The following is a 17,484-nucleotide window of genomic DNA, read 5'->3' on the forward strand; positions in this document are numbered from 1 at the left end:
GTTTTTAAATTAAGGTGCCAAGTATGCCAATGAAGGCAGTTCTAAAGCTATTTTTATATTGTGTATTTTTGTGCTTTAGCAACTTAGCGCAGGCAGATACACTTGCTCCTTTTACGTATACTTTAAAACAACAAGATACTGATTTACTCCGTCAAGGTCATGTATTTCAGGGAACGAATGGGGCTTTCCCCCGAAACCATACTGAAATTGAAACGTGGCTTGAAAATAAACAGCCACAATCAAGAACGTCTTTTTTTGGTGGTAGTTTTTGGTTTGTTATAGCACTTGAAAATAAAACTGACTTAAATGAACTGGTGCTCTATCCGTATAACACGCTACTTTCAAAAATCGAAACCCGTATCTATGATATGTCGACCTTTGATGAGCCAATAAAGGACTATGTAACTGGGGGGCTTTATCCCAATGAGTTTGCTTTTCACTATGGTAATAAAGTGAAGCTTACGCCTAATAGCTCCTATGTGTTAATTGCAAAATTTCAAAGTGAATATTTTTATACTCCCCCTAAATTAGTGCTTTCACCCTATGAAGATTTTTTTGTAAAAAAAACATCAGACAACATGATTATGCTGCTGTGCTTTGGGGTTGGCATTGCATTAGGTTTATATAACTTTCTTATTTACTTGGGTGATAGAGATAAAACCCATCTGTATTACGCCATGTTTACGGCCTGCTGGGTGTTAGCTTGGAGTCAGTTTTTTCATATACCTGATCAAATATTTGGTTTTTACAACGCCCATTTTCACTGGTTAGGCTTTACCTTAATTCCAATCACAAATATTTTATTTTATAACAGCTTACTTAAATTAAAAGAGACGTCTCCTAGGTTATCGCGATTTTCTATTTACTTAGGCATTATTGCGACAGCAGGTGCTCCATTTGCAATGATTTGGCCTGGTTTTGGCTTTATCTGGGCCACTTTAGTAACAGCGGCGACTTTATCATTAGGTATGATTATTGGTATACGAAGTTGGATCAGTGGCTTTAAGCCGGCTCGCTATTTTGTTCTCGCCTATTTGGCTATGGCCATTCCTAATATGGTTGGCAATTTAACTAATCTAGGAATTATTGAGCCAATAAAAATGGATCTCTATTTACTCGGGCTTATTGGCACAGCGCTCGATGCGGTATTACTTGCTTTTGCTGTCGCAAATAAATTCAGTATTTTGCATCATCAGAATGTTGAATTGACTAAAAATTTGGAACACAAGGTTAAGCTGCGTACCCAAGAGTTACAACAATTGGCGGAGGAGCTTCGTGATGCAAGTGAAGCTAAAAGTCGATTTTTAGCTAACATGAGCCATGAGATCCGCACCCCAATGACATCTATTATTGGTTATGCTGATGGGATAATTTTAGGTGATATACAGCCTCATGAAAGAAATCATGGGATCAGGGTGATTTTACAAAATAGTCGTCATGTACTTGGTTTAATTAACGATATTTTGGATATGTCGAAAATTGAGGCTAACCGTTTAGAGATAGAATTAGTTGAAACGGATTTGTTTGCCACTATTGCTGAAATTGAATCATTACTGGGAAAGCAAATCCGCGATAAAGGCTTAAAATTCAAAGTTGATTATCAATTTCCATTACCAGATTGGATAGTCTCAGATCCAACTCGGCTTAGACAAATATTATTAAATTTAGCAACCAATGCACTTAAATTTACTACCCAGGGCTACATAATGCTGACGGTGAGTTGCAATCAAAAGCAACTAATAATTAAAGTTGAAGACACCGGTATTGGTATGACCGAAAGCGAGCAAAAAGACCTATTTACTCCCTTTCACCAAGCTGACTCGTCAATTTCTCGTAAATACGGTGGCACCGGCCTTGGCTTAAATATATCAAAAAGCTTAGCAAATAAACTAAATGGCGATATTACTGTATTTTCTGTGGTAGGTAGGGGTAGTGAGTTTTGCTTTACTATGGAGTTAAATACAACCGAACATACGCAATGGGTTAACGCATTTGACGATATACGTAAACCACAAACCAAAGAGCTATTTTTAAATAATAGTCAGCGAAATTTAGTGGGTAGAGTACTTGTGGCTGAAGACCATCCAGAAAATCGTCAGCTTATTAAGCGAATTTTAGAACGGATGGGGTTAACCGTTGTAGCTGTTGAAAATGGTCGAGATGCAGCGCAAGCAGCGATGGATGAAAGCTTCGATTTAATTTTATTAGATATTCAAATGCCAATTATGGATGGTGAACAAGCAATTAAGATTATACAAGCAACAGGGGTAACAACACCCATTGTGGCGCTCACTGCTAACACAATGAAGCATGAAATTGATCGCTATTTAAAACAAGGTTTTACTGATCATATTGCCAAACCTATAGATAGACGCTGTTTTAGTAGTAAAATTGCAAGTTATCTTGATATTGATATATGCGAGAACATTAAGCTACCCGATGAGGAGTTTTCACTACTCAAGCAAGAATATATTAAAGGGTTAAATAAACAAAAAGACACGTTAGTGTCTCAATTTGAGCAGGGTGATATAACGGGTTTTGCACGCAGCGTACATATGATCAAAGGAACGGCTGGAATGTTTGAATGCAAAGCTTTGTATAAACAGGCTGTTGATTTTGAAACAAACTTAAAGTCTTCACCTGACGCTTTCGACATACAACAAGTTGAGGCTCTACTCAATGCGATTGACGTTATTTTAACCGTTCAAAAAGCACCTTAAACTTTACATTTTATCGTTGAATAACCGCTATACGCTTTGTTATGAAGACAAGTAGGGTTATGCATGCTTAAATATATTCTCTTGTAGGAGGACGTATGCAGTATCAACATATTAAGGTGCCAGACAATGGCGAAAATATTCACATTGATGAGCATGGACAATGGCATATACCCGAACAACCTATTATTGCCTATATTGACGGTGATGGGGTTGGCTTAGATGTGATGCCAGTAATGCGTCAAGTAGTGGATGCTGCCATAGAACATTGTTATGGCAAGGAACGTAAGATACATTGGATGCAGGTGTATAATGGTGAACAAGCGGCCAAGCTTTATGATGGCGACTGGTTCCCTCAAGAAACTATTAATGCGGTACGTGAATGCAAAATTGCTATAAAAGGGCCGCTAACCACACCTTTAGGCGGTGGCTTTCGCTCTCTTAATGTTGCACTTCGCCATGAAATGGATTTATTTGTTAATATGCGCACTATAAAAGGCTTTAGTGCTTTACCCTCGCCATTAAAAAATCCCTTTACCACTAACATTACCGTGCTTCGAGACAGTAGTGAAGACGTGTATTCAGGAATTGAATGGCAGGCGGGGAGTGTTGAAAGTGAAAAAATGCTCGATTTTTTGTGTGAAGAAATGGGGGTAACCCGACTTCGTTTTACTCAAGAGTGTGGTATTGGGATTAAAAATATATCTAAAGAAGGGTCAGAGCGGTTAATACGCTATGCCATTAATTATGCTCTTAAAAACGAAAGGGAGTCGCTTACGTTAGTGCACAAAGGTAATGTCCTTAAGTTTACCGATGGCGCGTTTAAACGCTGGGGCTTTGCGCTTGCCAAACAAGAATACAATTCTAATGAACATGAAAATGGGCGTTGGCTTGAAATACAACGAACCAATTTACCCCCCTTGATTATTAAAGAAGTGATTGCCGATAATATGTTGCAGCAATGCTTGATGGATCCTGCGCAATTTGATGTGGTGGCTACTACAAATCAAAATGGTGACTTTTTAGCCGATATGCTCAGTGCACAAGTGGGGGGAGTAGGGATTATGCCTGCAGCCAATTTAAATACCGAAGTGGCGTTTTTTGAGCCAACTCATGGCACGTTCGAGCGAATAGCTGGTCAAGATAAGGCAAACCCGAGCAGTAGCATATTAAGTGCAGTGTTAATGCTTAAGTATATGGGATGGAATGAAGCGGCGTGTTTAATCGAAAACGCCTTAGAAACTACATTTGCCAGTGGGCAGGTAACTTTTGATTTGGCTCATTCAAATCATAACTCGACAACCTTAAGCTGCAAACAATTTGCTAATAAGGTTATCGAGCACTTTTAAACGACTGCATGTTAAGCTGCTGAAGCGTTAGTGGTTGCTTGACGATGAACACATGGACGCTCTGTTAGCTCTGCTGCTCTTTGATAAAGCTCATGTGCACTTGGTTCGTCACATACAGTGCCGCTGAGCGTATCCATTAACGCAACGACAATAATGGCAGGTACTTGACAACAGTATTCATCCAATACGGCCGCAGTTGTTTGTGCATCAACATGGCAATGAGGATGACTTTTACGTTGATAGGCACTTAATAAAGTGTTTACGTCGAGAATATCGTTTTCTTGATGTTTATTTTTACGACATTTACAGCCGAATTCATCAACTAATGTGGCAAGTGACTGGTAAACGTGACCCGTCTCAAGCGGTGTATTTGGGCATAATTGTTGTTTAATGAATTGATGTAAATTTGCATCAATGAATAACCCGTCTTGTTGTGTGAAGCTTGCTGATGTTTGCATAATTATTACTCTTAGTTTGTTGGCTTAACTTCACTGTAGCGCTAAGTATAATATTAATGAAATTGTTGTTTTCAATAACTGATATTGATTTAATCAATATTTTAAAGTTTTACCTATCAACCACTGTATTTGCGAACGCCAATAACTCACGTCTAAGCCATTGATGCGCCGGTGTATGGTGTAATAACGGGCTCCAAATCATTTTTACTTCTATGGGCACGACTTGAAATGGTACTGGGCTAATCACTAAATTAGTGTGACTGGTTAATAGTTTTGCTTGACGACGCGGCAGCGTTGCTATGAGTTGCTCAGATTGACACAGCAAGCTGGCAATCATGTAATGACGAGTAAATACACGTATTTTACGGGTTTGCTCTAATTGCCACAAAGCTTCATCTACCCAGCCTAATTTCTGTTTACCTGATTTATTGGTCACCGCGGGCTCTGGCCCCCAGCCTGCTCGGTTAACCCAAATATGTTCGCTTTGTAGATATTGATTTAAGTTAGCATGCGTTAAAAAAGCATTATTTGGGTGGGTTAAACAACAATAGTTATCTCGCCATACAGTAGCCTGATGAAAAGAGCGCGGCAGGCCATTAAAGCGATTTATTGCCAAATCAATGGTGCCTTTTTCCATATCTTGTAAGTTTACATCGCTGGGGCTAAGTACATCGAAGTCAATGCCCGGGTTTTTAGCTAGTTGCTCGCAAATAAAGGGGGCTATGAGGGTCGACTCTAAATAATCGTTTGCCATAATACGAAATGTAACTTGTGCAGTCGCTGGGTCAAATTGCTCGCTTGGTTGGGTGATCTCTTCGGCCATTTTAAGCAGTGCTTCAATTTCAGGTTTAAGCGACAGCGCTTTGGCTGTTGGAGTCATAGAGCCAGCTGCACGCACTAGCAAAGGGTCATCAAATAAATCTCTTAAACGTTTTAACGCATTACTCATCGCAGGTTGGGTAAGCGCGAGTTTATTAGCTGCTTTAGATACGCTTTTTTCATCTATTAATACATTTAAATAGACGAGTAGATTGAGGTCGACATTTCTTATATTCATATGATCAATTTTATTTATTTGTTGTATTAATTACCTAAATTAAAGTGTGCTTGTTAAGGTGTAAACCTCTAATAAAAAATAATCAGCATAATTGCTAAAAATAGAAGCGCCTAAATCATGTCAAGCACGCCATTAACCTCTCAACATAATTCGGTACAATCCGTGGTCGCCACTAAGTTAGCCCGAGCGATATTTGCAGGCTTTGAGGCTATGTTTGCACAATTTTTAAATATCACCTTAGGGGCACAAAGTCGCTTTGAACAACGCCAGTACCATGAGGTGCAAGCAGCAATGCGAGAGCGCTTACAAGTGTATGAACGCCAAGTAAAGCAAGTTAGTGAAGCTGTTAGAGTGATTGCTTATGATGAATTGAATTGCCCTCAAACATGGCAACGGGCTAAAAATATTTATGGTGAGATGGTAAAAGAGCATGAAAACCAGCCCATTGCGCATACATTTTTTAATTCTACTTTTGGCGCTATTTGGGATGATAAAAAAATTCGCACAGTTCACTTATTTGTATTAAAAGCAAAATACCGAGGGCAGCCGCGCTCTTATGAAGGGCTTGTAAGTCGTATCTCCTTAAAAGAAGGGTTTGATCAGGCAATTAAAGCCTTATTAAATGAGCAAGTGTTTAGAGTCCCCTTTAAAGGTTTAAGTAGTGATTTAGCTAAGCTACAAGCAACGTTAACGCAAGGGGCTCAGCAGCAATGTCGCCAAGTATACGAATTAATAAACTTAAATGACGGTTATATTGAATACGCTAACTCACATTTTTATCGCAATAAGGCATGTTATGTCATAGGGCGATGTATTGCCAAAAATGGCGATAACATGCCTTTTGCAATTGCTATTTTAAATACCCCCGATGGGCTTACAATTGATGCTGTAATGATGGGGGCTGATCAACTTAGTTTATTATTTGGCTTTGCACGTACCTATTTTATGGTAGATACCGACCAACCTGCTCGTTATGTTGACTACCTCAGTGTATTAATGCCTCACAAACAACGTTTTGAATTATTTAATGCGATTGGTTTTATTAAACATGCAAAAACCGAATTTTATCGTTATAAAGTAGATACGACTAAAAGTAGTCCCGAAGAATACACGTACCATCTAGCGCCAGGGACTCCGGGTATGGTGATGCTAGTTTTTACCATTGACGGCCTAGATTATGTATACAAGGTAATAAAAGATAAGTTTAGTGCCCCAAAAACAGCAACTAAACAACAAGTAAAAGATAAATATAACTTTGTAAAACAAGCCGACAGAGTAGGGCGACTAGTTGACACTCATGAGTTTAGATACCTTGCATTTGACTTAAGCCGTTTTAGTGATGAACTACTAATACAAATGAAAAAACACATTGGCGATAGCTTAGTCATTTCCGGCAAAGCCTTAATACTAAAGCATGTTTACGTTGAGCGAAAAATGACACCGCTCAACCTGTATATCAATCAATGTAATAGTAAATCACTTCAGCAAGTGATGCTTGATTATGGTAAAGCGATAAAAGAGCTTGCCAGTGCAAATATCTTTGCTGGTGACATGCTGATGAAAAACTTCGGCGTCACACGCTGGGGGCGAATAGTATTTTATGATTATGATGAAATTTGCCCTCTTACCGATTGCAATTTTAGAGACGTGCCAAATACACACAACGCGTTAGAAGAATTAAGCTCACACAGCTATTTTGATATTGACCAAAATGATATATTTCCGAGTCAATTTAAGGTGTTTTTTAGTGCTAGTAGCAGCGCCTTTAGCCATTTTAATCATTATCATAGTGATTTATTTACGGCAAAGTACTGGCAAATGACCCAGCAAAATATTAAGCAAGGTCAGCTTCCGGATGTATATCCTTATAAGCAAAGTTGGCGTTTTAATACTATGTCAGTAAATCAACGCTGAGTTGATTTCTTAAGGCACAGTTAACACGATAAGGATTATTATGAGATTTGTTATATTCGTTGGCTTAGCTTTATTGTCATGCTCAGTGTTTGCGAACCCTTTATTAGGCACGTGGGAGTTTGTTCAAGGAAAATATGCGGTAGAAAATGGGTTTGTCACTGCTAAAGCCCCAGAGATAACTTCAGTCAAATTAGTAACCGCATCACATTTTAGCTATATCACAGAGAAAAATGGCCAATTTAGTTATGCTGGTGGTGGCCAGTATAAATTAACCGATGGACAATTTATTGAGACCTTTAAGTATGGCAATATTGCATCATTGATGGGTAAAACCATGGCTTTTGATTATAAAGTTGCAGGAAACTTATGGCATCATTCTCTTACCGAAAATGGTCAGCTAGTTGAAGCCGAAGTGTGGCGAAAAATCAAATAAAACCCAATACAAGGATACGAGGAGATTTATGCAGTACATTTCACATCAAGATCAGCAGTTAGCGTTTTCTCAAACTGATAAGCCGAAGATGAATAGCAATGAAGTGCTGGTAAAAGTGGCGGCGATTGGGGTTAACCGCGCTGATTGTATGCAGCGTCAAGGTAAGTATCCAGCTCCCGAAGGGGATAGCCCTATTTTAGGACTGGAGTGTGCAGGCACAGTATGTGAGCTTGGCAGTGAGGTAGACCCAAAATGGCAAGGTAAGCGTATTTTTACTTTATGTGCTGGTGGCGCTTATAGTGAATATGTGGCGGTGGATGCGCAGCAATTAATGGCATTACCTGATCATATTTCTATGGCCCAAGGTGCCGCCATAAGTGAGGTGTATTTGACTGCCTTTGGTGCGCTATTTGAATTAGGCAAATTACAATCAGGGCAAACGGCGCTTATTCATGCCGGTGCCAGTGGTGTTGGTGGCGCAGCTATTCAAATGGCAAAAAGTGCCGGTGCGCAGGTAGTTATTACCGCGGGTTCGGACGATAAATGTGAACATGCTAAAAGATTGGGGGCTGACCACGTAATAAATTATAAAACCACCGACTTTGTTGACTATATGAAATTACATAAGCTAACTGCAAACGCAATTGTTGACCCTGTTTCTGGCAGCTATCTAAATAAAAATGCCAAGGTGGCCGCAATGGATTGTCAGATTGTTATGCTGGCATTTTTAGACGGGCGCTTTGCAGAGGTGGACTTTGCGCGCTTATTACAAAAACGGATTTCGTTTCATGCATCAACGCTACGTAATCGCAGTATTGAGTTTAAACGTGCTCTGAGAGATGCTTTTGTAGCGCGTTTTTATGATGATATTGCCAACCACAACTATGACTTTAATATTTATAAAACCATGTCATGGCAGCAAGCCAGTGAGGCTCATGCTATTTTAGAGCGCAACGAGAATTCCGGTAAAGTGGTGTTGCTGGTTGAGTGAGATACACGAGCACAGCAGGATTAATATTGTTAATTAGGCTGTGCGCCCATATAATTTAGTGACACTATAAAATATTAAGGCAAATAATGAATCCAATTATTGCAATATTAAAAGAGCACAACGTCAGTGATGAAAAAGTAGCCGCGTTGTTTGAAGCATTTACCCAAAACCCGATGATGGCCATGGCATTAGTGCAAGAGCTAGGTATACCACCAGAAAAACTTCAGCAACTAATGGCTGTAGTGATGACTCAACCGCATTTGATTAAAGAAGCCACTGATGAATTAGGGCTTGATTTTGCAAAAGTACAAGAAGCGAAAGACAAGTTAAATCAGCAGTAAATAACTTTTAGAGACATGATATATGCATGTCTCTTATCTTCTTCAGTTCCCTTCGCACATGTTTTGTTACACACTATTTTGAACGGCTCTGCGTTTATACAGTCAGATAAAAACTTAACTTATAGCAGAGAAAAAACATGAAGCGACTTTATAAATTTTGGAAAAATAATCGTTCTTAAGGGCCTGTTAACCTTTCAAGGTTGAATTTGCAGTAGTCTGTTTGGTATTTAAGCAAGGCAGAGCCTATGTGGTGTGGTTATTCCCCATAAATAGGCGATAACGTAGCATCAATGCCAAACAGGTATTGCCCAAAGGGTTCTTCCAAGGGGCGATTAACTCTTTGTTACTCGGTTTTTACTTAGCCCACTAGGTTACAAACCTCGCGCCGCGATTAAATCGCCCCTTGTTTGAACAAATTCCAATCCGCAAAGGTCAACAGGCCCTATTGTTTTTATTATTTTAATGAGTGTGTTTCGTAGTGCCGTCGCTGATTGGTATGAAATACCAACAGGTTCAATGAAACCGACTATTGAAGAAGGCGACCGAATCCTTACCGATAAAATGGCGTATGATTTACGTATACCATTCACGCATGTATCCCTGTTAAGAATGGCAGACCCACAGACTGGCGATATTATTGTATTTGATTCTAAGGTGGCGGATAACCGTTTGATTAAGCGAGTAATAGGTGTACCTGGAGATACTATTGTGCTTGAAAATAATGAACTAATAATCAACGGCGAAAAGCTTAATTACACAAATTTGCTAAGTAATACGATTTCTTCAGATAAAATCGAAAACTTAAATGGTTATAAGCATTCAATCCGCGTAGCCAATACACCATCACGTTTATCGAGCTTTGACGAAATAACAATTCCTGAACACTACTATTTAGCCATGAGTGATAACCGTGACAATAGTGCCGATTCAAGGGTGATAGGGCTCATCCCACGTGATGAACTACTAGGTAAAGCCGAGCGTGTGATTGTATCGCTTGATCACGATAACTATTATTTACCTAGAACAGAGAGGTTTTTAAAACCTTTAGAGTAATAGAACTGCTGTTAGCAAGGTTAACCATAAAGGTGTTAGCCTTAATTCGTTTTTTGTGGTGTTTTTTAATCTATATCAATTGAATACGCTTCGAGTAGCGTGTTAAGTTTACTTTGCTCTGATGCGTCAAATTCAATACCTACACTTAGGCGGTTACCTTTCATTTGGTTATTTCTGATATAAGACGTAATTATCACCGAATTATTATCTACAGGCGACAGGATATGCACAAATACTTGACGTTTTTTAAGTGCAACAAATCCAGAACTCACATGTATTGCAAAGCGGCACCCGCTGGGTGAAATATCAATGATTAACCCGTGCAATAAGCTTTTACTATCGGCATCGGTATCAGCTTTGCTTAAACTAATTTTAGCTGGGATATGAGTCGGTAGTCTACTTGTTTCCCGCAACTGGCGGCTTTCAATTTTTTTAGGGTAGGCTAAATAAATTAATCGTTCAGGGCGAAATGAAATCGCTAATATGCTGGTTGAAAAAGCCACACATTCACCGCGTTCATCTTCGATGATATAACGGACAATAGCCCCTTTTCCTTCAACTAAGATATCGCTGTAATCGTTTTTACCTGCTTGAGCAGGGTATTTTAATATTAGATATTTACCGGTGTCGTAACCGATTAAAGTGAGCTTAAAGCGAACCTGAATAGGGTTGTTAAATTGTATATCAATTAATTTCCCAGGAAGTAAATCGAGGAAAAACTTCTTTTGCTCTTCCGTTGCTTTCTCTTCAACAGTGGTATTATTGTTATTCGTTTCCACAAACTCTTTCTCAATATTAACAGACGCTTAATTATCTTTTAATATAGTGTAAAAATCACTAGTATTAAAGAGGGCATTTAGAAAAAGGTATTAATACTTTATGCTAGGTACAAAGAGCGGAGTAGATATTTTACTCCGCTGAGAAATGAAAGATATTACTCTTTTGGCAACAAAACGGTATCAATTACATGAATAACACCATTAGTGGCCTTTACATCGGCCTTAACTACTGTTGCGTCATTAATCATAACAGCGCCATTATTAGTTGCTACATTTACAGATTGGCCTTGCACAGTGGCGGCACTAGTTAGTGTTACCACATCTGCAGCCATCACTTTACCCGATACAACATGGTAAGTAAGAATAGCTACTAACTTGTCTTTATTTTCTGCCTTTAATAGATTTTCAACGGTTCCTGCGGGTAGTTTTGCAAAAGCCTCATCGGTAGGTGCAAAAACAGTAAAAGGCCCTTCACCTTTTAAAGTATCAACTAGGCCAGCGGCTTTTACAGCGGCAACCAAGGTTGAAAACGAACCATTGGCAGCAGCCACATCAACAATATCTTTTTTCATACCATGGTGATCGGCATGCGCTGCTGTAGAAAAGGTTAAACTTGCAAATACAAAAGTCAGAACAGACGCTATTTTTTTAAACATGTTACTTTCCTTTAAATTGATTAGGTATCGGTTAAATATTACGCAGTGTTGCTAAGAGGCGATCATTTATTAAATGCAGCTAAATTTAGCATGGATATTAAATGCGTCTTACATAATGAAAATAGTGAAGTAAATTAGTGATTACATGAAAGCTTTTATCACTCAATACGGTCTGTGTATTTTATATTTTTTAATTAAAACGTGGAAAAACAATATGAAAAAACGGGCTATTTTTACTGCGCTATTTACTTCTCTTTCATCAATCGTTTCTTTTGCTGGTCAAACTGATACTCAAGTAACTATTAATCAACAACAACAGCAGCAAACTATTCCTATGGTGGCACAATTAACGGGTGATATGGCACAGCGCATTGTAAATGCGGCGGCTATTGCCGCTAAAAAAGATAACTTAGCGGTTTCTATTACTGTTGTGGATGCATCAGGACAAACACTTGCAGTGCTTCGCGACCACTTTGCAGGTGTTCATACTATTAGAGCCAGTTATAAAAAAGCCTATACCGCCAATTCGCAAAAGCGAGAAACCGCAGTTATAGCAAAAGGCATAAAAGAGGGCACTATTCCAGCAGACCTTCGTTATTTAGATGAAAACATTTTAATACTGGATGGCGGGGTGCCTATTTATATTAACGATACTGTGGTGGGGGCTGTGGGAGTTGGCGGTGCTCATGGCAGTGAGGATGTACGTGTTGCAAAAGCAGGGATCAAAGCGTTATGGTTAGCGCAGTCGAAAAACTGATCACATTACTAAATATCCCCAAAAGTGATAGTCAAAGGAGTTTACAGATTATGAACGATACTGATTTAGAGCACTTAAAACGCAGCGTAGCGCTAGCTAAAGAGGCGTTAGAAGCAGGCGATGAACCGTTTGGCTCTGTGCTTGTTGATGCTAAAGGAAATGTATGTATGGAAGATCGCAACCGTGTTGCGGGTGGCGATCATACACGTCATCCTGAGTTTGAAATTGCTCGTTGGGCTGCAAATAATATGACACCTGAGCAACGCGCTGGGGCTACTGTGTATACCTCAGGGGAGCATTGCCCTATGTGCGCCGCAGCACACGCATGGGTAGGTTTAGGTCGAATTATGTATGTGAGTTCATCTGCGCAATTAACTAGCTGGCTTAGCGAGCTCAAAATGACTAAGTCGCCGGTTAACCCGTTACCTATTGAAGCGGTTGCTCCTAATATCGCTGTTTATGGGCCCGTACCAGCACTTGTTGAACAGGTTCACGCCCTACATCGTCAATTTCACCAAGCAGATTAACAGCGCAGCAGCGCATGGTATTTAGACTAAAGCGACTACCTGTTATAGTTAACGGTAGTCACTTTTATTAAACGCAGCACAAGGGATTATTATGATCGTTAACCTGTTCGATAAATTAATATTTGCTTGCGCTTTTATTGTTTCATTGCAACTACCGCAGCTGAGTGATCATTACCAACAACATTTAGCGGGCTTGTATCATGCGACCAAGTGGCAAGTTGATGGCTATGCAAATACAGCAAAGCAATATAATTTTTCTAGTACACAAGCAATGATAAAGCGTCATTTAGCAAACACTGAACCGAGTGTCAGAGCCGATGCAAAGCAAAAACAACAAACATTACTGCAATTTGCTGATTTAAAAAAAGGGATGGCTATTTTTGAACAAGGTAATTTAGTGCAAAAAATGCTGTATATGTTCTCCCCAGAGCGCTTTGACAGATTACAAAATACACTTGATAACTTTAAGTTAGGTATTCCTTTAACCGCGAGTGCAGTGTTGTTTGCATTGGTATTAGCTATTTTATTAAATCAATTACTTATGCTGCCACATACTCTATACGTTAGGCGTAAAAAACGTATTGCATCCGATGCGGTAAAATTCAATAGTTGATCGTCAACGGATTATCATTGGTGATTTTCAATGGCTTTCTTAACAACAAATGCGCCACGAATGTCACCCAATTTAAAATCATTTGCCTGATCATTAGGGTATAAAGTCGCTATTTTTTTAGAAACTGCGGGGGCAATGTCACTGCCATGACATGCCAAACACGCTTTTTGAGTAGGGATCGCTTTTACAAAATACCAGCCATCCGGTCTTTGCTCTTGATATTCTATGCTTGCTACCGGCTCGCCATTGAGCTTACGTTGTTCAAAGTTTAATAAAACATTTTTGAGCCATGCATCGGGTTGATTATCTGAGTTACGAGTTTTTAAAGCACTGCGGCTAATTTGCCAAGGACTGTTGCTGTGTTGTGAAGCAATAGCGGGTGCTGCTGTATTGCATACACTTATTGCCGCGAGTGGGCCGCTTTGCTTCATAGTACTAACGAGTACCTGTTTTAAATCAGTTGAAAATGCCTTGATGGTTTGTCGTGCCTCGCCGGTATTGCTAGCAAAAGCAGCGGATGAAATAAATAAACTGGAAAAAAGTAAAAAAATGCGCATAATACACTCCTCAATATTAGTAATCTCTAATATACAGAGGAACAGGTGTTTTTCAACTAAATCGTAAAGTGTTTCAGCACTTTTTTATTTGATGTAGCGCGCCTAAAATCGATAAACAGTTCCAAGTGAGAATAATATGCATACTAAACAAGATGACAATAAAGTGATAGATCAACAAAACACCTATGATGCTGGTGGACTCAGTGTGGATGATCCTTTGGCGGCAATTAAAGCTATTCGACTTGAGCAGTTAGCACAATGTCGGCTAAAAACACAAAAAGAAATGCAAACTGCGCATAATAAAAATAAACCCTAAGCGATAATAATTTGCTAAATTAAGTTTATTAATTTTAAACCTTGGCTAGTGCAATCAATTCGTTATCTATAAAACACCCTCATCAGATCATTTCTTTTATTGCTTGGCTATGTGCTTTAGTTGTGCTGTTGGTAGGGCTAATTACACCTGACAAAAAAGAAATTTTATTGCTATTAACAGTGAGCTCGCTGTGCTTACTGATGTTTAATAGTGTGGCAATGACTACTTGGGTATTTTACCAGTTTAAAGATAGGCAGTTACGCTTTATAGCACTTCTTTGTAGCGCAGCTTTAATGTTGTGTACAGTTGGGGATGTGATTAACTTTAACCTATCCCAACATTATCACCGCTATGCAACGTTAATAAAGCATGACTATTTAGTTGATTCAATTTTATTGTTTGCACCTGGCTACAGCCTTTTATTTTTAGCCTGTGTGTTAGCCTATAAAAGGCAACAAGCAATATCGCGACTAAAAAGCACCTGTTTCATAGTTGCGGTATTGTTGATAAGTCTTATGTCACTCGCCTCTATGTATCTTGATGGAGCTGGTATACCAATTTTAGCCATGACTGGTTTTTATAGTGTTGTGGTAACTGCGGTGGGACTTATGGGTCTGATGTTGGTTGTTGTTTATGGTGGTTTTTATGCACCTAAACCAATAATGTGGGTGAGCTTAGGGCTTTTACTTGCTGCATTGGCTGATGCCATTATTGGTGCTTTTTGGATTTATGGTAACCAAGGGCAAGGTTTTTATCCTCAGGTGCGCTATATAAACTGGTTTATATATATTAGCTCCCAATGCTTAGTGATTCATTTGGCAAAAGTAGTCGCCTTAGCTAAATAACGTCAACAATAAAAAAGCCGCTAAATATTTAGCGGCTTTTTAAACAAGCACAGTGCTTACATTACTCGCATACCAGGCTCTGAACCATCGTCTGGGTTAAGAATGTATATTTCTTTACCGCCAGGGCCTGCAGCAAGTACCATACCTTCAGACATTCCAAAGCGCATTTTACGCGGTTTAAGGTTAGCGACCATCACAGTTAGCTTTCCTTCGATGTCTTCTGGTGCGTAGGCTGATTTAATACCTGCAAATACTTGGCGTGTTTCGCCGCCTAAATCAAGAGTTAACTTAAGCAATTTGTCAGCGCCTTCTACGTGCTCTGCTTTAGCTATTTTAGCAACGCGTAAATCTACTTTTGCAAAGTCATCAAATTCAATCTCAGCTGCAATAGGCTCTTTTGCCAGTGGGCTATTAGGATCGATTTTGTCTTTTTCAGCGATTAAGCTTTCTTTTGATTCTTCAACCATTTTATTCACTTTGTCCATTTCAACACGTTGCATTAACGGCTTAAATTTATTGATAGGGTGGCTTATTAGTGCAGTTTGCACACCTTGCCATGTAAGCTCATCATTTAAGAAGGCTTCAACATTTGTGGCCATACCAGGCAGTACAGGCTTTAAGTAAGTGATCAGTACGCGGAATAAGTTAAGTCCTAATGAACATACCTGATGCGCTTCTTCTTGCTTAGACTCGTCTTTAATAAGCACCCAAGGCGCAGCATTATCAATAAATTGATTTGCTTTATCAGCAAGGGCCATAATCTCACGGATTGCGCGACTGTATTCACGATTTTCGTAATGTTCAGTGATAGTGGCTGAGGCGTTTTGGAATTCCGCTAGTAGCTGTGGTTCCATAATCGTGTCGCTTAACTTACCGTCAAACTTTTTAGTAATAAAGCCAGCACAACGGCTCGCAATATTAACTACTTTACCCACTAAGTCTGAATTTACACGCTGTGCAAAATCTTCAAGGTTTAAGTCTAAATCGGTGATGCCACTGTTTAGTTTAGCTGCGTAGTAATAACGTAAAAATTCTGGGTCTAGGTTATCTAAATAAGTACGCGCTTTAATAAACGTGCCTTTTGATTTAGACATTTTTGCGCCATTAACCGTAACAAATCCATGGGCAAATACGTTAGTAGGCTTTCTAAATTGAGCGCCTTCTAACATCGCAGGCCAAAACAGGCTGTGGAAATAGATGATGTCTTTACCAATGAAATGATAAAGCTCAGCGTCAGACCCTTCTTGCCAAAACGCATCAAAGTCGATGTCTTGTTTGTCACATAAGTTTTTAAAGCTCGCCATATAACCAATAGGCGCATCTAGCCATACGTAAAAATATTTACCTGGAGCATTTGGGATTTCAAAACCAAAATAAGGTGCATCACGGCTAATATCCCATTGCTGAAGACCATCGGCAAACCACTCATCTAGCTTATTCGCCATTTCTTGCTGGATTGTGCCTGAGTGTAGCCATTCTTTAAGCATGCTTTCAAAGGCGGGTAAGTCAAAAAAGTAATGCTCAGAATCTTTTAAAATAGGCTCAGCACCCGACATAACAGAGCGTGGGTTGATTAGCTCTGTTGGGCTATAGGTTGCGCCACAGGCATCACAGCTATCACCGTTTTGATCTTCTGATTTACAGGTAGGGCAGGTGCCAGTAACAAAGCGGTCTGGCAGAAAAATGCCTTTTTCTGGATCGAATAACTGGGAAATAGTGTGCTTTTTAATATGACCGGCATCATTAAGGCGGTTATAAATAAGCTCACTAAATTCTTTATTTTCTTGGCTGTGAGTGCTGTGGTAGTTATCAAATTTGATATTAAAATCAGCAAAATCGCGTTGGCGTTCTATGCTAACATTTTTAACCATTTCCTCTGGCGTGATCCCTTGCTTTTGCGCATTAAGCATAATAGGTGTGCCATGAGCATCATCGGCGCACACATAGTATGCTTCGTGGCCTTGTAGTTTTTGAAAACGCGACCAAATATCAGTTTGAATATACTCTAATAAATGCCCTAAATGGGTAGGGCCATTGGCATAAGGTAATGCGCTAGTAATCAGGATCTTTCGCTGTGCCATAATCATTCCGAATTAAGCGTTCCTAGTCAGGAACAGATGA

The 17,484-nt window shown here is 39.4% G+C and carries 18 protein-coding genes; 12 read left to right on the forward strand and 6 right to left on the reverse strand.

Annotated features, from left to right (window positions below; all coding sequences use genetic code 11):
- Positions 1-23 precede the first annotated feature (23 nt).
- Both BW139_RS02945 and icd read left to right on the forward strand, forming a co-directional pair.
- A complete protein-coding gene (locus BW139_RS02945) occupies positions 24-2,720 on the forward strand; it encodes a 7TM diverse intracellular signaling domain-containing protein (RefSeq protein ID WP_083708642.1) in 2,697 nt (898 codons plus the stop codon).
- A 95-nt stretch (positions 2,721-2,815) separates the two neighbouring features.
- On the forward strand, positions 2,816-4,066 hold the full coding sequence (gene icd, locus BW139_RS02950; protein ID WP_076918613.1) for an NADP-dependent isocitrate dehydrogenase: 1,251 nt from the start codon (positions 2,816-2,818) through the stop codon (positions 4,064-4,066).
- Positions 4,067-4,077: 11 nt separating this feature from the next.
- Here icd and BW139_RS02955 read toward each other — a convergent pair whose 3' ends face one another.
- Positions 4,078-4,524, reverse strand: a complete 447-nt coding sequence (locus BW139_RS02955; RefSeq protein ID WP_076918614.1) for a hypothetical protein — start codon at positions 4,522-4,524, stop codon at positions 4,078-4,080.
- Between the two features lie 109 nt (positions 4,525-4,633).
- Complete coding sequence (locus BW139_RS02960; RefSeq protein ID WP_076918615.1) at positions 4,634-5,581, reverse strand: LysR family transcriptional regulator; 948 nt, start codon at positions 5,579-5,581, stop codon at positions 4,634-4,636.
- Between the two features lie 117 nt (positions 5,582-5,698).
- Between BW139_RS02960 and aceK the strand changes: the two genes are divergently transcribed.
- The 5 genes from aceK (at position 5,699) to lepB (ending at position 10,313) form a co-directional block, all read left to right on the forward strand.
- Positions 5,699-7,495: a bifunctional isocitrate dehydrogenase kinase/phosphatase gene (gene aceK, locus BW139_RS02965; protein WP_076918616.1), complete on the forward strand. Its 1,797-nt coding sequence runs from the start codon at positions 5,699-5,701 to the stop codon at positions 7,493-7,495.
- A gap of 40 nt (positions 7,496-7,535) precedes the next feature.
- Positions 7,536-7,928, forward strand: a complete 393-nt coding sequence (locus BW139_RS02970; RefSeq protein WP_076918617.1) for a hypothetical protein — start codon at positions 7,536-7,538, stop codon at positions 7,926-7,928.
- A gap of 28 nt (positions 7,929-7,956) precedes the next feature.
- Entirely contained in the window at positions 7,957-8,919 is a 963-nt protein-coding gene (locus BW139_RS02975; RefSeq protein ID WP_076918618.1) for a zinc-binding dehydrogenase, read from the forward strand.
- A gap of 86 nt (positions 8,920-9,005) precedes the next feature.
- On the forward strand, positions 9,006-9,260 hold the full coding sequence (locus tag BW139_RS02980) for a DUF2999 family protein (RefSeq protein WP_008113615.1): 255 nt from the start codon (positions 9,006-9,008) through the stop codon (positions 9,258-9,260).
- Positions 9,261-9,704: 444 nt separating this feature from the next.
- On the forward strand, positions 9,705-10,313 hold the full coding sequence (lepB, locus tag BW139_RS02985) for a signal peptidase I (protein WP_076918619.1): 609 nt from the start codon (positions 9,705-9,707) through the stop codon (positions 10,311-10,313).
- Positions 10,314-10,378: 65 nt separating this feature from the next.
- On the opposite strand, the gene BW139_RS02990 is transcribed toward lepB, so the two are convergent.
- Both BW139_RS02990 and BW139_RS02995 read right to left on the reverse strand, forming a co-directional pair.
- Positions 10,379-11,092 (reverse strand): flagellar brake protein, encoded by a 714-nt coding sequence (locus BW139_RS02990; protein ID WP_076918620.1) that lies wholly within the window; start codon positions 11,090-11,092, stop codon positions 10,379-10,381.
- 155 nt (positions 11,093-11,247) lie between these two features.
- Entirely contained in the window at positions 11,248-11,748 is a 501-nt protein-coding gene (locus BW139_RS02995; protein WP_076918621.1) for a fasciclin domain-containing protein, read from the reverse strand.
- A gap of 145 nt (positions 11,749-11,893) precedes the next feature.
- On the opposite strand from BW139_RS02995, the gene BW139_RS03000 reads away from it, so the two are divergent.
- From BW139_RS03000 to BW139_RS03010, 3 genes are all read left to right on the forward strand, one after another.
- On the forward strand, positions 11,894-12,505 hold the full coding sequence (locus tag BW139_RS03000) for a heme-binding protein (protein ID WP_076918622.1): 612 nt from the start codon (positions 11,894-11,896) through the stop codon (positions 12,503-12,505).
- A gap of 50 nt (positions 12,506-12,555) precedes the next feature.
- On the forward strand, positions 12,556-13,032 hold the full coding sequence (locus BW139_RS03005; RefSeq protein ID WP_076918623.1) for a nucleoside deaminase: 477 nt from the start codon (positions 12,556-12,558) through the stop codon (positions 13,030-13,032).
- Positions 13,033-13,123: 91 nt separating this feature from the next.
- Positions 13,124-13,645 carry a DUF2937 family protein gene (locus tag BW139_RS03010; RefSeq protein WP_076918624.1) on the forward strand — a complete coding sequence of 174 codons (522 nt, stop codon included), beginning with the start codon at positions 13,124-13,126 and terminating at the stop codon, positions 13,643-13,645.
- A 14-nt stretch (positions 13,646-13,659) separates the two neighbouring features.
- On the opposite strand, the gene BW139_RS03015 is transcribed toward BW139_RS03010, so the two are convergent.
- Positions 13,660-14,202 (reverse strand): DUF3365 domain-containing protein, encoded by a 543-nt coding sequence (locus tag BW139_RS03015; RefSeq protein ID WP_076918625.1) that lies wholly within the window; start codon positions 14,200-14,202, stop codon positions 13,660-13,662.
- A gap of 136 nt (positions 14,203-14,338) precedes the next feature.
- Here BW139_RS03015 and BW139_RS03020 point away from each other — a divergent pair, with 136 nt between their 5' ends.
- Together BW139_RS03020 and BW139_RS03025 are read left to right on the forward strand one after the other, a co-directional pair.
- Complete coding sequence (locus BW139_RS03020) at positions 14,339-14,518, forward strand: hypothetical protein (RefSeq protein WP_008113605.1); 180 nt, start codon at positions 14,339-14,341, stop codon at positions 14,516-14,518.
- A 218-nt stretch (positions 14,519-14,736) separates the two neighbouring features.
- Complete coding sequence (locus BW139_RS03025; protein WP_254844939.1) at positions 14,737-15,363, forward strand: hypothetical protein; 627 nt, start codon at positions 14,737-14,739, stop codon at positions 15,361-15,363.
- Positions 15,364-15,419: 56 nt separating this feature from the next.
- On the opposite strand, the gene metG is transcribed toward BW139_RS03025, so the two are convergent.
- Positions 15,420-17,444: a methionine--tRNA ligase gene (metG, locus tag BW139_RS03030; protein WP_076918695.1), complete on the reverse strand. Its 2,025-nt coding sequence runs from the start codon at positions 17,442-17,444 to the stop codon at positions 15,420-15,422.
- Between the last annotated feature and the right edge of the window lie 40 nt (positions 17,445-17,484).

Source organism: Pseudoalteromonas sp. SK18, assembly GCF_001974855.1.
Classification (GTDB): Bacteria; Pseudomonadota; Gammaproteobacteria; order Enterobacterales; family Alteromonadaceae; genus Pseudoalteromonas.

Coding starts and splice junctions, on each gene's coding strand:
- BW139_RS02945 (WP_083708642.1), top strand. CDS start 24: ATGCCAATGAAGGCAGTTCTAAAGCTATTTTTATATTGTGTATTTTTG.
- icd (WP_076918613.1), top strand. CDS start 2,816: ATGCAGTATCAACATATTAAGGTGCCAGACAATGGCGAAAATATTCAC.
- BW139_RS02955 (WP_076918614.1), bottom strand. CDS start 4,524: ATGCAAACATCAGCAAGCTTCACACAACAAGACGGGTTATTCATTGAT.
- BW139_RS02960 (WP_076918615.1), bottom strand. CDS start 5,581: ATGAATATAAGAAATGTCGACCTCAATCTACTCGTCTATTTAAATGTA.
- aceK (WP_076918616.1), top strand. CDS start 5,699: ATGTCAAGCACGCCATTAACCTCTCAACATAATTCGGTACAATCCGTG.
- BW139_RS02970 (WP_076918617.1), top strand. CDS start 7,536: ATGAGATTTGTTATATTCGTTGGCTTAGCTTTATTGTCATGCTCAGTG.
- BW139_RS02975 (WP_076918618.1), top strand. CDS start 7,957: ATGCAGTACATTTCACATCAAGATCAGCAGTTAGCGTTTTCTCAAACT.
- BW139_RS02980 (WP_008113615.1), top strand. CDS start 9,006: ATGAATCCAATTATTGCAATATTAAAAGAGCACAACGTCAGTGATGAA.
- BW139_RS02995 (WP_076918621.1), bottom strand. CDS start 11,748: ATGTTTAAAAAAATAGCGTCTGTTCTGACTTTTGTATTTGCAAGTTTA.
- BW139_RS03000 (WP_076918622.1), top strand. CDS start 11,894: ATGAAAGCTTTTATCACTCAATACGGTCTGTGTATTTTATATTTTTTA.
- BW139_RS03005 (WP_076918623.1), top strand. CDS start 12,556: ATGAACGATACTGATTTAGAGCACTTAAAACGCAGCGTAGCGCTAGCT.
- BW139_RS03010 (WP_076918624.1), top strand. CDS start 13,124: ATGATCGTTAACCTGTTCGATAAATTAATATTTGCTTGCGCTTTTATT.
- BW139_RS03015 (WP_076918625.1), bottom strand. CDS start 14,202: ATGCGCATTTTTTTACTTTTTTCCAGTTTATTTATTTCATCCGCTGCT.
- BW139_RS03020 (WP_008113605.1), top strand. CDS start 14,339: ATGCATACTAAACAAGATGACAATAAAGTGATAGATCAACAAAACACC.
- BW139_RS03025 (WP_254844939.1), top strand. CDS start 14,737: ATGACTACTTGGGTATTTTACCAGTTTAAAGATAGGCAGTTACGCTTT.
- metG (WP_076918695.1), bottom strand. CDS start 17,444: ATGGCACAGCGAAAGATCCTGATTACTAGCGCATTACCTTATGCCAAT.